This window comes from Bacillus sp. R45 (assembly GCF_021729365.1).
Classification (GTDB): Bacteria; Bacillota; Bacilli; order Bacillales; family Bacillaceae; genus Bacillus; species Bacillus velezensis.
In genome coordinates, this window is record NZ_CP091421.1 from 508960 (window position 1) to 524576 (window position 15617).

Annotated in this window: 14 protein-coding genes and 1 pseudogene; 13 read left to right on the top strand and 2 right to left on the bottom strand. The window is 41.1% G+C overall.

What is annotated here, in order from left to right; all coding sequences use genetic code 11:
• Positions 1-55: 55 nt before the first annotated feature.
• From L3V45_RS02680 to L3V45_RS02695, 4 genes are all read left to right on the top strand, one after another.
• Positions 56-721, top strand: coding sequence for a GntR family transcriptional regulator (locus L3V45_RS02680; RefSeq protein ID WP_041482351.1), 666 nt, complete (start codon positions 56-58; stop codon positions 719-721).
• 139 nt (positions 722-860) lie between these two features.
• Positions 861-1238, top strand: a complete 378-nt coding sequence (locus L3V45_RS02685) for a RidA family protein (RefSeq protein ID WP_003156121.1) — start codon at positions 861-863, stop codon at positions 1236-1238.
• Positions 1239-1315: 77 nt separating this feature from the next.
• The gene (locus L3V45_RS02690) at positions 1316-2626 is read left to right on the top strand and encodes an SLC5/6 family protein (RefSeq protein ID WP_196479392.1); all 1311 of its coding nucleotides are present in this window, start codon (positions 1316-1318) and stop codon (positions 2624-2626) included.
• A 50-nt stretch (positions 2627-2676) separates the two neighbouring features.
• Positions 2677-3837: a M20 aminoacylase family protein gene (locus tag L3V45_RS02695; protein ID WP_024084931.1), complete on the top strand. Its 1161-nt coding sequence runs from the start codon at positions 2677-2679 to the stop codon at positions 3835-3837.
• A gap of 39 nt (positions 3838-3876) precedes the next feature.
• Here the strand turns inward: L3V45_RS02695 and L3V45_RS02700 are convergent, their stop codons facing one another.
• Positions 3877-4773 (bottom strand): AraC family transcriptional regulator, encoded by an 897-nt coding sequence (locus L3V45_RS02700; protein ID WP_003156118.1) that lies wholly within the window; start codon positions 4771-4773, stop codon positions 3877-3879.
• Between the two features lie 126 nt (positions 4774-4899).
• On the opposite strand from L3V45_RS02700, the gene L3V45_RS02705 reads away from it, so the two are divergent.
• The 7 genes from L3V45_RS02705 (at position 4900) to L3V45_RS02735 (ending at position 12650) form a co-directional block, all read left to right on the top strand.
• The gene (locus L3V45_RS02705) at positions 4900-6147 is read left to right on the top strand and encodes a Zn-dependent hydrolase (protein WP_024084932.1); all 1248 of its coding nucleotides are present in this window, start codon (positions 4900-4902) and stop codon (positions 6145-6147) included.
• Between the two features lie 233 nt (positions 6148-6380).
• A complete protein-coding gene (locus tag L3V45_RS02710) occupies positions 6381-7769 on the top strand; it encodes an aminotransferase-like domain-containing protein (protein ID WP_236837239.1) in 1389 nt (462 codons plus the stop codon).
• A gap of 92 nt (positions 7770-7861) precedes the next feature.
• Positions 7862-9160 carry an MFS transporter gene (locus L3V45_RS02715; RefSeq protein WP_088037521.1) on the top strand — a complete coding sequence of 433 codons (1299 nt, stop codon included), beginning with the start codon at positions 7862-7864 and terminating at the stop codon, positions 9158-9160.
• 329 nt (positions 9161-9489) lie between these two features.
• Positions 9490-9738: an NUDIX hydrolase gene (locus L3V45_RS02720; RefSeq protein WP_095324161.1), complete on the top strand. Its 249-nt coding sequence runs from the start codon at positions 9490-9492 to the stop codon at positions 9736-9738.
• A 362-nt stretch (positions 9739-10100) separates the two neighbouring features.
• Positions 10101-10286, top strand: coding sequence for a hypothetical protein (locus L3V45_RS02725; protein WP_015388652.1), 186 nt, complete (start codon positions 10101-10103; stop codon positions 10284-10286).
• A gap of 310 nt (positions 10287-10596) precedes the next feature.
• Positions 10597-10923: a hypothetical protein gene (locus tag L3V45_RS02730; RefSeq protein WP_014304424.1), complete on the top strand. Its 327-nt coding sequence runs from the start codon at positions 10597-10599 to the stop codon at positions 10921-10923.
• Between the two features lie 380 nt (positions 10924-11303).
• Entirely contained in the window at positions 11304-12650 is a 1347-nt protein-coding gene (locus tag L3V45_RS02735; RefSeq protein ID WP_003156110.1) for an FAD-binding oxidoreductase, read from the top strand.
• 81 nt (positions 12651-12731) lie between these two features.
• Here the strand turns inward: L3V45_RS02735 and L3V45_RS02740 are convergent.
• Positions 12732-13035 (bottom strand): annotated as a pseudogene (locus tag L3V45_RS02740) (VOC family protein).
• A gap of 194 nt (positions 13036-13229) precedes the next feature.
• On the opposite strand from L3V45_RS02740, the gene L3V45_RS02745 reads away from it, so the two are divergent.
• Positions 13230-14171, top strand: a complete 942-nt coding sequence (locus L3V45_RS02745) for a cation diffusion facilitator family transporter (protein WP_014304426.1) — start codon at positions 13230-13232, stop codon at positions 14169-14171.
• A 63-nt stretch (positions 14172-14234) separates the two neighbouring features.
• Entirely contained in the window at positions 14235-15272 is a 1038-nt protein-coding gene (locus tag L3V45_RS02750; protein ID WP_060386771.1) for a flavin-containing monooxygenase, read from the top strand.
• The last annotated feature ends 345 nt before the right edge of the window (positions 15273-15617 follow it).

Sequence of the window (15617 nt, forward strand, 5' to 3'; positions counted from 1 at the left end):
TGAAATGTGGTATATTACATGTAAAATGATGTTTTAAAGAGGTGGAAACGTGACAATGAACCAACAGCACCAATTAAAACGAACATTTATGAAAGTTGAAGCTTATCAGTTTCTGAGAGAGTGGATTATAACAGGTAAGCTTGAGCCGGGAGAAAGACTGAGAAATCAAGATCTATCTGAGACACTCGGAATCAGCCGCACGCCGGTCCGGGAGGCGCTGCTTCAGCTTGAAAATGAAGGTCTTGTCATAACGAAAGCCAATCGGTGGACAGTGGTAGCACCTATTGACCTGGAAAATGCGAAAGAGGTTTACTCGGTCGTTTGGTCTCTCGAGTGTCTCGCTTTTGAACAGGCACTTTCAAGATTTACGCAAGATCATATAAACGAGATGGAAAAATTAAATAAGCAAATGAATGCAATCATGGAGATGGATGATAAGGTAAAAGCGCTGGAATTGGATAATGCCTTTCATCAAAAGATCATTGAAGTCTCAAATAATACTGAACTGCAGAAATTACTGCAAGGACAAAAAACGAAAATACAGAGAATTGAAATTCGGTATTTCAGTCAAAATCACGCAATGAATGCATCCTGCAGTGAACACTATCAAATATTAGACGCAATGAGGAATAAAGATCTTAAACAAGGACTGAATGCCATAAGGAGTAATTGGGAAAACAGTCTGACTCGAATCATTTTAAACAGCCAATTAAAAGCCTGACAACTCGTCAGGCTTTTTTGTATGAATTTTTCATTTGACTAATATGAGATATGTGATATATTACTCTTAACTGAAAGCAATTCAGTTTTTTCGTGAAGAATATTTTGAATCTTATATCAATAAGGAGAAGGTGATTATTATGTTAAAAGCAGTTTTCACAGAAAAAGCACCAAAAGCGATCGGACCTTATTCTCAAGGCATTAAAGTACAAGATTTTTTATTTTTATCAGGACAGCTTCCTGTTAATCCAAACACGGATGAAGTTCCGGCTGATATTAGGGAACAAACGATTCAAGTTTTAAAAAATATTGAATCCATTCTGAAATCAGAGGATTTAAAAATTGAAAATATAGTGAAAACGACTATTTTCCTTAAAAATTTAGGTGATTTTCAAGCTGTTAACGAGGAATATGGTAAATATCTTGGAGACCATCGTCCTGCGAGATCCACAATTGAAGTAAGCCGGTTGCCTAAAGATGTACAGATTGAAATTGAAGTCATCGCGTATTCCGGATAAATATATACGAGTGAAAAGCTGCCCGACTTCATGGTAATTCGTGATATTCCAGAGCATGACATTCTTTTTTCGGGAGGATAAATATGTCTATAGAACAGGATGTGGATGTGCGGTGCCGGAGTTCTTCATCGAATAATGCCTCTTATGAAGATCCGGCTAAATGGTGCAGGCAAAATACAATTTGGGTCTTAGGCCTGTTTGGCACAGCAATAGGCGCGGGCGTGCTTTTTTTGCCAATTAATGCGGGAATAGGGGGCATTCTGCCTCTGATGATCATCACTGTTCTCGCTTTTCCGATTACGTACTTTTCTCACAGAGCTTTGGCCAGATTTGTTTTATCAGCAGGTTCTGCAACAGACGGGATTTTAGCGGTGACAGGAGAATACTTTGGAGCGAAAGCAAGAAGAGTATTCACTGTCATTTATTTTCTTGCGATTTACAGCATCCTGTTAATGTATTCAGTTGCCATTACAAATACAGCTCAGAGCTTTATTGTGAATCAAATGAACATGTCAGAGCCGCCAAGGGGTTTAACTGCCGGATTTCTGATAGCAGGATTACTATTTATCGTGCGTTTTGGTCAGGATGCGGTCATGAAGACTATGAGTTTGTTAGTTTATCCATTTATAGGTTCGTTATGTTTGATGGGGATCTATCTGATACCTAAATGGAATACAGCCATTTTGGATGTCACACACTTATCATTATCCGGATCAGGACAAGGGATGTTCATGACGGTATGGATGACATTCCCTGTCCTGGTGCTTTCATTTAATCATTATTCAATGATTTCACCATTCGTTGTAGCTCAAAGGCAGTGTTATGGAGACAAATTTGCTGATGATAAATGTGCCCAAATACAAAAATACAGTTATATATTGATGACGCTTACTGTTTTATTTTTTGTATACAGCTGTGTATTCAGTTTGTCGCCGGCAGATCTTGCTATGGCAAAGAAACAAAACATCTCAATTCTCACTTATCTCGCCAACCATTTTCATTCAGTGTTTATTGCTTGTCTTTCCCCGATTATCGCATTTGTCGCAATTACGAAATCCTTTTTAGGACATTATATAGGAGCCTATGAGGCCATGCGGGATATCATTGTTGAGGTTTTTCCATCAAGAAATAATAAGAAAAAAACAGATTTTATCATTCTGTTTTTTATGTTTGTCACTTGCTGGCTAATAGCTTATATCAACCCAAGTATTCTAGGCATCATTGAAAGCATCAGCGGACCGATAGGGGCTGTTATTCTATTGCTGCTCCCTATGTATGCCATTCGTAAGCTGCCAGTATTAAAAATGTATCGAAATAAAATCAGTAATGTTTTTGTTACGATTATTGGTGTCATCACTGTTTCGGCAATTATTTTTGCTTTATTTTAATTATTTTTTGTAAACGCTTTCTATTTAATGATTATATTGGAGTGGTCTTTATGAATGATATCACAATGAAAGATCAATTAATAAAATGGAGACATGACCTCCATATGATACCTGAAACAGCTTTTGAAGAACACATGACCTCAGCGTATATTGCTGAAGAATTAAAAAAAATGGGAGTAAGCGTTTGTTTGGGTCTGGGCGGAACAGGTATAGTCGCCACCTTAAAAGCGGGAGAAGGATCAAAGGTTATAGGAATCAGAGCGGAACTGGACGCATTACACTTCACTGAAGCAGCAGATCATTCGTATGTGTCTAAAAATAAAGGGAAAATGCATGCCTGCGGTCATGACGGACATATGGCAATCCTTCTTGGGACAGCTAAAATATTGAGTGAAAGACAACATTTTAACGGCACCGTGTGTTTTATTTTTCAACCGGCGGAAGAACCGGGCAAGGGTGCGAGGGCTATGATTGAGGATGGACTTTTTGAACAATTTCCGCTCGATGAAATTTACGGATTGCATAATATGCCTGGATTGCCGGCGGGTACTTTTGCAACCCGCCCCGGGGGAATTATGGCCGGTGAAGATAACTTTGTCATCCGGATTAAAGGAAAAGGCGCTCATGCAGCCCGCCCTCATATGAGTATTGATCCATTGGTCATAGCGTCGCAAATTATTCTCGCCTTACAGACTATTGTGTCCAGAAATTTAGATCCAAGCGTTCCTGCCGTTATATCCTGTACGGAAATCGTAACAGACGGGGTGAGGAATGCGATTCCGACTTATGTGGAAATCAAAGGTGATACGCGGAGTTATTCTCCTGACATCCGACGTTTTCTCGAAGAAAAAATGAGGACTATCAGTACCGGGATTTGTGAGATGCATGGTGCGGAGTGTCAGTTTGAGTATACACATGAATTTGCTCCAACGACGAATTGGGAAGAATATGTCGGGTTTACTGTTGAAGCTGCTGCCAAAACAGCCGGAAAAGAGAATGTCACTTCTAACATAAATCAGATGATGATTTCAGAAGATTTCTCGGCTTTTTTAGAGAAGGTTCCCGGTGTATTTGTTTTTCTTGGCAATGGGGATGAGCATGATCAAAAGGGCCATATTCCATTACACAGCCCGTCATATGATTTTAATGATGACATTCTTTTAACCGGTGCAGCGTATTTTGCGGAATTAGTTAAAATTCGCTTATCCTAAAACACATGAAACAAAGAAAAACAGCAATTACTGAATCAGTCAGTGCTGTCTTTCTTTGTTTTTTTGTTTTTTATAAGCCAGCGGCGTCATCTTCATGGCATGTCTGAACCTGCTGATGAAATAACTTGTGCTGTTAAAACCAACTTGATAAGAAATGTCTGTCACACTCGCATCTCTTTGCTGCAATAAATATAAGCTTTTTTGAATTCTGTAATCTATAACGTAGTGTAACGGAGAACATTTTAAAAAGCGCTTGAAATAGCGGCAGCACTCAGAACGGCTTAGCTGCCCGGCTTTCGCAATATCCTCCAATGTGATTTTTTCAGCATAATGCTGATGGATCCAGCTCAGCATATTCTTCATCCTTTGGTTCTTCAACCATTCTGTTTCGATACATTCAAGGTGGAAGCAATTGGCGATTAAGTGTTTCCAAACAGACGTAAGTTTCATCGTGATATCTATTTCATAAAAGGGTGATTTTTGCTCGATGCATTTGTGGATCTCTAATACAGCATTCAGAATATTTTTTTCTAAAGGGTCGTCTGCGTGGATATATAAGTAAGGGACATTCGTTGCGTGAATCAAAGGTTTTACATAGGTCGTGTAGAGTTCCTGTGATAAAACGAAATGCGGGGAGACATTTAAACAGATATAAAGACAATCTGAACTGCCATGCTCCTTTGTCATATGCAGGCAGCCGCTGTTAATAAACAGCCCGTCGCCTTGACGGACAACCACCCATTCCTCATTTACTTGGAACAGCGCTTCTCCTTTTATTATAAGCACGAATTGAATTTCATCATGCCAATGAAGGGGAATATATCCGTGCAAATGGTTCTTAATGGTTTTTTCATAGCAAGCAACCGGCATAACAATTGTATGGTGTTTCGTCAAATCTTGCAGACTGTCATCCATCAGAAAGTTTTGCGTTTGCATGTTAAACACCTCAATATACTTATATTTTTAAATCCAATATTGGTATTAAGATGATGAATTCTCATATATCATAACATTATTGTTATATCTATGAAGCGATTGACTCAGTACAGGGAGGAATGCAAAATGGCATCTGAACATGTGAACCTTTACATTAATTCTGAACGTTTACTCAGCCGTCTTAAGGAGCTTGGTGAAATCGGACGTGACCGCAATGACAGACTCACAAGGTTAGCTGCTTCCGATGAAGATAAGGCGGGACGGGACTTATTGGTAACATGGATGGAAGAAGCAGGCTTAGAGGTTATGATTGATAAAATCGGAAATATTTTCGGGGTATGGTACGGTTCTGATCAGAATAATGATGCGCCCATTATGATCGGCTCTCATATCGACACGGTCATCAACGCGGGTATTTACGATGGATGTTACGGGGTTATTTCGGGACTTGAAGTCATAAACGCTTTAAAGGAGTCCGGCTTCAAACCGGAGCGTCCGATTGTCATGGCGGCTTTTACCAATGAGGAAGGTGTGCGATATACTCCAGATATGATGGGATCACTCGTATTCGCCGGAGGACTTTCTTTAGAAAAGGCGCTTCAGACCCGCGGTACGGATGGGACGAAACTGGGTGAAGAACTTAAACGTATAGGATATGAGGGAACAGAAAAGCCCGGCTTTTTAACACCGCACGCCTTTATTGAGCTCCATGTTGAGCAGGGGCCGATTTTAGACAAAACAGGCATTCCGGTCGGTGCCGTTGAGAATTTGCAAGGGATTTCCTGGAAGCGTATAACGGTTCAAGGCGTTTCAAATCATGCCGGGACAACTCCGACTGATATGCGTCAGGATGCCGGGCATGCAGCCGCACAAATCATAACGTATTTGCGCAAACGTGCCAATATGTCTAACGGCCAAACTGTCGCCACGGTCGGAACAATCAGTTTTGAGCCAAATGCTATCAATGTCATTCCATCATTGGCAGCACTTACAGTTGATTTGCGAGATCCGGACGAAAAGAGACTTCAAGAAGAAGAATCAGCACTGGACGATTACCTGAAAGATTTGGAAGAGGCTGAAAACGTATCTATCACATCTGAACAATTAGTCCGTTTCAATCCCGTTGTATTTGATAAAAACATTGTTGCATTAATTGAGCGGGCTGCCAATAAACGCGGACTGGAGTCAAAACGGATGACATCCGGTGCCGGGCACGATGCACAAATGATGGCCCGCATCTGTCCGACGGCTATGATTTTCGTTCCCAGTATAGAGGGGATCAGCCATAATCCTGAAGAATACACGAAAGATCATGACTTGGCTGCAGGTGTCAATGTATTATTAGATGTCGTTAGTGATCTTTCTTCTAACTAAGGAAACGAGAACATCAAGGAATACAAATCGAGATAAAGAGTGAAGATAGAGAGTGTCGTACAGAAAAGCCCTTCTCATCATTGATATCTCTGATGAAAGTTCAATTTTTCCCGGCGTATCAATCATGCCAAAGGTTTAACCGCCTTTGGCTTTTTTTATGTCAACTTTTGCGTCTGTTAAAATTGTTTTATAAACGGTGTGATCATATAATTGAATGAAAAAGGATGCATATCATGCCGATCAATTCTTTTGAAAACTATCCGATGAGCTGGAAGCCGGCGATTGATAAAACGGAAAAACCCATTTATAAAGCGATTGCAGAGAAATTAGAACAGGATATATTACAAGAAGTTTTATTACCCGGAACCAAACTGCCTCCTCAGAGAGAACTGGCTGATTTTTTGGATTTAAATGTAAGCACCATTTCAAAGGCTTTTAAAGTCTGCGAGTTAAAGGGTCTGCTGAGTGCCTCTGTCGGGAGCGGGACATTTGTTGCTTATGATGCGTTATCGAATGCGTATCTGCTGGAGGATACAAAGCCGAAGCATCTGATTGAAATGGGGGCGACGCTTCCGGATCAGGCTTCTTATGAGCCGCTGCTGCTCCAGCTGAAAAGTATGCTGCAAGAGGAAGATTATGAAAAGTGGTTTGGCTATGGCCGGACGGGTGAAAGTCTTTGGCATAAAGATGCGGCTGTTAAGCTGATTCGAAGAGGCGGATTTGAAACGTCCGTTGATCACATTTTATTTGCAAACGGCGGGCAAAATGCGATTGCCGCGGCATTGGCGAGTCTTTGTAAACCGGGTGACCGCATTGGAGTTGATCACCATACATACCCAGGCTTGAAAACGGCCGCTTCAATGCTGAGTGTGCAAATTGTGCCGATCAAATCAGAGAACAATGAAATGAGCCCTGTCTCATTTGAGTACGCGTGTAAAAATGAAAATATTAAAGGCATCTACCTCATCCCGGATTATCATAATCCGACAGCGTCCTTTATGTCTGTTGAGAATCGAAAAATGATCGCGAAAATCGCAAAAAAATATAACCGATTCATTATTGAAGATGCCTCGTACCATCTTCTTGGCAAGAATCCGCTTCCGGCAATCGCATCATTTGCACCGGAACAGGTCATTCACATTGCCGGTTTATCAAAATCACTGGCACCAGGGTTAAGGATGGCGTATGTCGCCGTCCCGAGTCAATATAAGGAGCCGATTTCAAAGGCGCTTTACAATTTAAATATAACCGTTTCCCCGCTGTTAGCAGAACTCACTGCACGCACAATCGTATCGAATCAATTTGAAATCTTAATTGACAGTCATCGTGAACAGACTATTCGCAGAAACAAAATGATCGATCAATATTTAAACGGCTATACGTGTGCAGGTGCTGAGACGGGAATCTTTCGATGGTTGCTGTTACCCGGAAATATGACAGGTGCTGCATTTGAAAAATCAGCCGCACAGCATGGAGTGCAAGTATACGCGGCTGAACGTTTTGTCGTCGGGAACAGTTGTCCGGAAAGGGCTGTAAGGGTGTCTGTCTGTGCACCGAAAACGCTTGGGAAGCTTGAGCAGGGACTGCTGATTCTTAAACGCCTGCTGGATGAGCTTATCTAATATTGTCCGCCATACAATTACTATATTGTATGGTTTTTTTGTGCGTGTTATGATAATCCAAATCTGTTGGAGGTTATAGAAAGGCAGGTCGGATTATGCTTCACAAAGACAGTGCAAAAGGGTCAGATACTCAATCGGCATTATTGGAGCAATTCATAGGTTCTTCTGATAAACAAAAAAGATTATATAAGCGTACTTTGTTTGTCGTCAGTCTTTCACAAATTTTCGGCGGCGCAGGGTTGGCGGCCGGAGTGACTGTCGGTGCGCTTATTGCACAGCAAATGCTTGGTACAGATGCGTTTGCCGGTGTGCCCTCTGCTTTATTTACCTTAGGATCAGCAGGCGCCGCGTTATTTGTGGGGAGGCTTTCTCAGCGTTACGGCCGCCGGACAGGTCTTTCAGCCGGATTTATGATTGGCGGACTGGGAGCGATAGGAGTCATCATTGCGGCTATTTTAAATAGTGTGTTTCTGCTGTTTGCTTCTTTGATTATTTATGGTGCGGGAACAGCGACAAATCTGCAGGCCCGTTATGCGGGTACGGACTTGGCAAATCATAAACAGCGGGCGACTGCTGTCAGTATGACTATGGTTTTTACCACATTCGGTGCCGTTGCAGGCCCGAATTTAGTGAATGTAATGGGGAACTTCGCTCGCTCCATTGGTGTTCCGTCACTGGCGGGTCCATTCATTTTAGCGGCGGCAGCATATATGTTGGCAGGTGTTACTCTTTTCATCATGCTACGTCCTGACCCTTTAGTCATAGCAAGAACAATAGAAATTGCCGGCCAAACACCTGATGATAGAGGACAAGTGACCGCCGACGAACACACAGAGAACAAAAAAGGTATTATTGCGGGTGCGGCGGTTATGATTCTTACTCAAATTGTAATGACTGCTATTATGACAATGACACCGGTCCATATGAGACATCACGGCCATGGCTTAGGAGCGGTAGGTCTTGTTATCGGTTTTCATATAGGCGCCATGTATCTCCCTTCTTTGGTGACAGGTGTGCTTGCGGATAAATTAGGCCGTACTGTAATGGCTGTATCTTCCGGAATGACGCTGCTTTTGGCAGGGCTCATATCAGCATTTGCACCGGGAGATTCTATGATTCTTATGGTCATTGCTCTGTCTTTGCTCGGGTTAGGATGGAATTTTGGTTTGATAAGCGGAACGGCACTGATTGTTGATTCAACTGAAACGTCAACACGGGCTAAAACCCAAGGTACTGTGGATGTTTTGATTGCGTTGTCCGGAGCCGCCGGCGGAGCATTGTCCGGAATGGTCGTAGCAGGTGCCGGTTACCTGACATTATCACTTGGCGGAGGGATATTATCGTTATTATTAATCCCGGTGGTGATATGGTCGCTTGGAAGTAAGGAATAGTATCTTATGTTTAAAAGCAGTGCGAGGCTCCCGTGGTTGAAAAACCCATGAAGCGTAAGTCCTCCCGGCTGCATCTCAATGATACCAAGGGTGTAACGGCCTTTGGTATTTTTTATGTTCTCTTTTATTTTTAAAGTTTACTCTTATTTGCTCTGCTCAATAGACTGTCGTTTTTAAAAAAGGTTCTAAAACGATACAAATGATGCGTTTGAACGGTTGTAAGTTTGATGTATTACAAAAAATAGCTGTTATATCCCTTTATATTCTTTATAGTAAATATACGGAAAATAAATAAGCGGTTAAAAATATTTTTAGTAAAGGAGAGTCATGTGGAAGAAGTTAAAGTTGTATACGCATTGATCAGAAATGAGTTCAATCAGATAGTAATGGCAGATAATCATGAGGGGCATTGGTCACTTCCGGGCGGAAAAGTTGAGCTTAATGAAAATCTAATAGAAGCAGCTGTACGTGAGGTATATGAAGAAACAGGGCTGGAAGTTGAAATTGGGAATATACTAGCTGTTAATGAAGCGAAATTTATAAAGAGAAATCATCACGCCATATATTTTTTCATTTGAAGCAAAAGTTACAGGAGGGAAAGAAGGGATTAAAAATGCTCAAGAAATATTGAAAATAGAATGGGTTGATATTGAACAGGCAAGTCAACGATTGCCTTATTACACCGAAGGGATTAAAAAGCTTATGAAAGGAAATGCGCTGTATAACAATCAGGGAACAATATACTGATAATCCCGTACTTTGATTAATGGTTGTGGAGGGTGAAGGGGTAAGGTACTCGTTCTTCAAGGAAAAAACAAAATAGTAATAATGATTTTTACTTGAACGACACTTAAGAATAATTTAAGGTTAAATATTGAAAAATTTGTTAATATTATAATACATTGTTTGGAAATGTAATCTTTTATAAGGAGTTTTCTAATTGCGTTGGAGTAAATGGTTCAATATTTTTTGCATAGCAGCATTGGGATCAATATATGGCTATAAATTGTTTACTAACCAAGAAGTCAGTACGGCTCGTGTAATCATAGCTGCTGCTATTATCTTGTGGAACATTGTCGGACTTTTTAGCAAAGAACCAGTAAAACAAACACAGCAAGCAAACTAAAAGCCAAAAAATACTTTCCAATCGATCAATAAAAAGTTGGAGAAGGATGCTGCAGCGTGCAGCATCCTTTTTATCATTTTCACAAAAAAACCAAGGGTTTAACCCCTTGGTTTTTTCGTAGTCTCCCTTTTTACGCTGCTTAAGATAATCGTCAAAATCATTCAAGTTTCATGCAGGCATCCAGATTCTGTTGCAATGATAAATGAAAATTGCCCTAAAAATGTGCCGGTTCATCAAAATACCAGTCCAAGCTGCAGTTCTTTCTTTACATAGTATGTAGAGATTAAAAAACGAGAGAAGGAGTGGCGTAATGTATTATAACGAAGGTGACGATCAACAGTACGTCCAGAAGAAAAAGCCATACAACGAGGCCTGTGACCTTGGCCATGATTTTGATATGGCGGACGACGATGCAAGAGCGGAAGCGGCAAGAGAAGCAGAAGCGAGAGCCAGAGCGGAAGAAGCCATAGCAAGAGCGGAAGAAGCAAGAGCCAGAGCGGCAGAAGCAGCAAAAGCAGCAGCTGAAGCAAAGGTAGAAGCGGCAAAATTAGCAGCCAAAGCAAAAGCGAAATGTAAAAAACGTCATAAGAAAGAGAAAAAACATGATTGCAAACGTAAGCACAAGAAGAAAAAATAAGAGCTTTTCATCATGTAAAAGATAAGATTCAATGTGTATTGATTTTATCCGTACAGGGGTGCAAAAACGATAAAGAAAAAGATTCTTGTCGGGGGATCAAACAGAAAGATTGCTCAGCAGAACCACGCATGGCAGGGCAAACATAATGTTCTATGGACTTCCATAGTTTGGTCGGGATATCACGCCAATAAATGTAAGTGCCTATCATGGCAGGAGAGACAAGAGTTTCGGCAGCTTGCCGCTCTTGTCTTTTTTTTTGTTTTTTTCTCATCTTCGCGTATATGTATCTATTTTTAAGTTTGCAGAACATCTGTCTAAGAATTTGTCCTATTCCTACATATACTGGTATCGGAATCAAATGCTTATTGGGAGTGAAATAGATGGGATCAGCACAGTTAACGGGACGTGTCATCTTCAAAGGGGACCCCGGCTATACAGAGGCGGTTAAGAATTGGAACCCTTATGTTGATGTCTGTCCGCTTGTCTTTGTTTTTGCGCAAAATTCATACGATGTAAGTAATGCTATTAAATGGGCTCGTGAGAAGAATGTGCCTTTGCGTGTCAGAAGCGGCCGCCATGCTCTGGATAAAAATCTTTCCACGGTAAGTGATGGGATTGTTATTGATGTGAGTGACATGAATAACGTTTTCTTAGATGAAAAAAACGCGGTGGCAACCGTTCAAACCGGCATTCACGTCGGCCCGCTTGTAAAAGGTTTAGCTCGGGAAGGTTTTATGGCCCCGTTCGGAGACAGTCCAACCGTCGGAATCGGAGGAATCACGATGGGAGGCGGATTTGGAGTGCTTTCACGATCGATCGGCCTGATAAGTGATAACCTTCTCGCACTGAAAATGGTAGATGCCAAAGGCAGGATCATTCAAGCAAATCATTCCCGCAATGAAGATTTACTGTGGGCTTCCAGAGGCGGCGGAGGAGGCAATTTCGGATATAACACCCAATATACGTTCAAAGTTCACCGTGCCCCTAAAACCGCAACCGTCTTTAATATTATTTGGCCGTGGGAACAGTTAGAAACGGTATTCAAAGCGTGGCAAAAATGGGCGCCGTTTACAGACGAACGATTAGGATGCTACCTTGAGATTTACAGCAAAGTAAATGGTTTGTGCCATGCGGAAGGATTGTTCCTCGGGTCAAAACCGGAGCTGATTCAATTATTAAAACCTTTATTAAATGCCGGAACGCCGGCACAAACAGTAATCAAAACACTATACTATCCGGATTGTATAGATTTCTTAGATCCTGATGAACCGATTCCCGGCAGGTCTGATCAGAGTGTTAAATTCTCCTCGGCGTGGGCGCTCAATCTTTGGCCGGAAGAACCTATTGCAGTAATGAGACAATTTTTAGAAAAAGCGACTGGGACAGAAACCAATTTCTTTTTTATCAATTGGGGCGGTGCGATAAGCAGAGTTCCAAGCAGTGAAACAGCCTTCTATTGGCGCCGTCCGTTATTTTATACGGAATGGACGGCCAGTTGGAAAAATAAATCACAAGAAGCTTCGAATCTTGCATCAGTTGAAAGAGTGCGTCAGCTGATGAAACCATATGTAACAGGTTCTTATGTGAATGTTCCGGATCAAAATATCGAGAACTTCGGAAAAGCATATTACGGCTCAAACTTTGCAAGGCTTCAAAGAATAAAGGCGAAATACGATCCCGAAAATGTATTCCGTTTTCCGCAAAGCATCCCGCCATCGTATAAATAGTTTGATCGTTGTGGGAAACAAAATAAAAAACACACCAGAACATTCAGGTGTGTTTTTATTGTTGCTATAAAAGTTGGTTATTCACTTATATTCCCAGTGCGGATTCCAAACAATTTCCCACAAGTGCCCGTCGGAATCTTGGAAGTGACCGGCGTATCCGCCCCAAAAAGTATCATGAGCGGGAGCAGTTATCGTAACGTTTGATTCATGTGCGATGTCTTTGCGGTCCCAGAGGGCAAGTTTCAGTCCCGTTTGCAAGTCGTCCAAATCTGTACCGGCTGTTCCTTCTGTATTCTGTAGGCAGACCCAAGCCATCCCGATAGAAGTGCAGCGATTTTTCTAAATTATCTGCGCCTAAAGTAATTACTGTAATCCGCGGCTTCATAGCAATGCAACCTCCCAAGCTAAGCTAATGATAAGAAACATTTTCATTGAAAATATTTTGACATTTCAGTAAAGAACCTATATATTCATATATGAGCACATAATCATATAAGATTATTTTTGTGTCCGTGTTAGAATGCTTCATAGCAGAAAAGAAATAATAAATACAGTGTATTAGATAAGGAGGAGATTTTTATGGGTCACAATCACAATCACGCTGGCGGATCCAATAAGAAGGTTTTATTGATCTCTTTTATCATGATTACAGGTTATATGATAATAGAAGCGATAGGCGGATTTTTAACCAATAGTTTAGCGCTTTTGTCAGATGCAGGCCATATGCTGAGTGATTCAATCTCATTAATGGTTGCTCTGATTGCTTTTAAATTGGCCGAAAAAAAGGCAAGTCATCATAAGACATTCGGCTACAAACGATTTGAAATTCTTGCAGCTGTGATCAACGGTGTTGCATTAATACTGATTTCCCTTTATATCATTTATGAAGCAATTAAACGTTTCTCTCATCCGCCGGAGATAGCAACAACCGGCATGCTGACGATAAGTATCATCGGGTTAGCTGTGAATATATTGGTCGCTTGGATTATGCTGAACGGCGGAGATACAAAGAATAACCTGAACATTAGAGGAGCTTACTTACATGTGATAAGTGACATGCTCGGATCTGTAGGTGCCATACTGGCTGCGATCCTTATCATCTTCTTCGGGTGGAGCTGGGCAGATCCAGTGGCCAGTGTCATTGTGGCTATTCTTGTGCTGAGAAGCGGTTACCATGTGACGAAAGACTCCATTCACGTATTAATGGAAGGAACTCCGGAAAATATCGATGTCACTGACATCATTCATACAATTGAAGAGACAGAAGGAATTCAAAGCATTCATGATTTGCACATATGGTCTATCACAAGCGGATTGAATGCTCTTTCCTGCCACGCTGTTGTTAACGATCAGCTGACCATTTCTGAAAGTGAAAGTATTTTACGCAAAATTGAACATGAACTTGGAGATCAAGGCATTACACATGTAACCATTCAAATGGAAACGGCAGCGCATAATCACGACAATACGATTCTTTGTCAGGCCCAAACTGAGAATCCGCGTGACCATCATCATCATTAAAGGAGGAGATAGGGACTAACTTTGTCTGCTGACAATTAAGATAAAACCGGAGGGGGGATTCATATGTACGACACGATAGTAATCGGAGCCGGTCAGGCAGGAATCTCAGTAGGATATTATCTAAGGAAGTCGAAACAAAAGTTTATCATTTTAGATAAAAGTCATGAAGTGGGGGAAAGCTGGAAAAACCGGTATGACTCATTGGTCTTATTTACTTCTCGAATGTACAGCTCTTTGCCGGGAATGCAGCTTGAAGGAGACAAGCATGGACTCCCTTCAAAAAATGAAATTGCTGCTTATCTGAAAAAATATGTTGAAAGATTTGAAATCCCGATCCAATTACGGACAGAAGTAATAAGTGTCCAAAAATTAAACAACTATTTCTTAATTAAAACAAACCGGGAAGAATATCAAACGAAGAATCTGGTGGTGGCCGCAGGTCCTTTTCATACCCCTAACATTCCATCAATATCAAAGGATGTAGCCGGTCATATTCGTCAATTACATTCTTCACAATATAAACATTCAAAACAACTGGCGCCTGGGAATGTACTGGTAGTCGGCGGCGGGAATAGCGGGGCTCAGATAGCTGTTGAGTTATCCAAAGAAAGAGTTACATATTTGGCTTGCAGTAAAAAACCGGTTTATTTCCCTTTATGGATTGGAAAAAGAAGCATCTTTTGGTGGTTTGATAAATTAGGAGTTTTACATGCAAGTCATACATCAATATTAGGCAAGTTCATTCAAAAGAAAGGCGACCTCATATTTGGGTATGAATTAAAACATGCAATAAGACAGAAGAAGATCATCTTAAAACAAAGAGTCATAGCCGGAAAGCAAAATGAAGTCATTTTTAAAGATTCATCTTCATTAGAAGTAAACAATGTTATTTGGGCAACTGGTTTTAAGAATCCGCTTTGGTGGATGAAAATAGAAGGTGTTTTGGATAAGGAAGGCCGAATTATACATCACCGGGGTGTTTCAGCTGCGGAGGGATTGTACTTTATTGGTTTGCCTTGGCAGCATAGGCGAGGTTCAGCGCTGCTTCAAGGTGTAGGAAATGATGCTGAATACATTGTAAAACAAATGAACGGCGGATAGACTGAGGAGAGCAGTAACTTACGTGTTTACTGCTCTTTTTTGTGTTGAATACGTCCATCAGTGCAACTATTTTAGTCCGCGCATATTCAGTTTGAACTAAATGGATTCACATGGAGCGCGTGCTTCACTCCTCGTTCAGACTCTCTAATTTAATTCTTTCAAGTAAAAGTCGAAATAGCTCAAATAACAAGAAGTTAAAAAACTGCAAACCCCGCCGTATACGTATCCGCCCACTATAGAGTTCATTAATTACTTGGGACCATAGAAGAATTGTCAATGCCACTTCCGATAGTTGTAACCAGCCAAAAAAAGAAAATGGGGAGGGTGTGCTTAATTTGCACAATC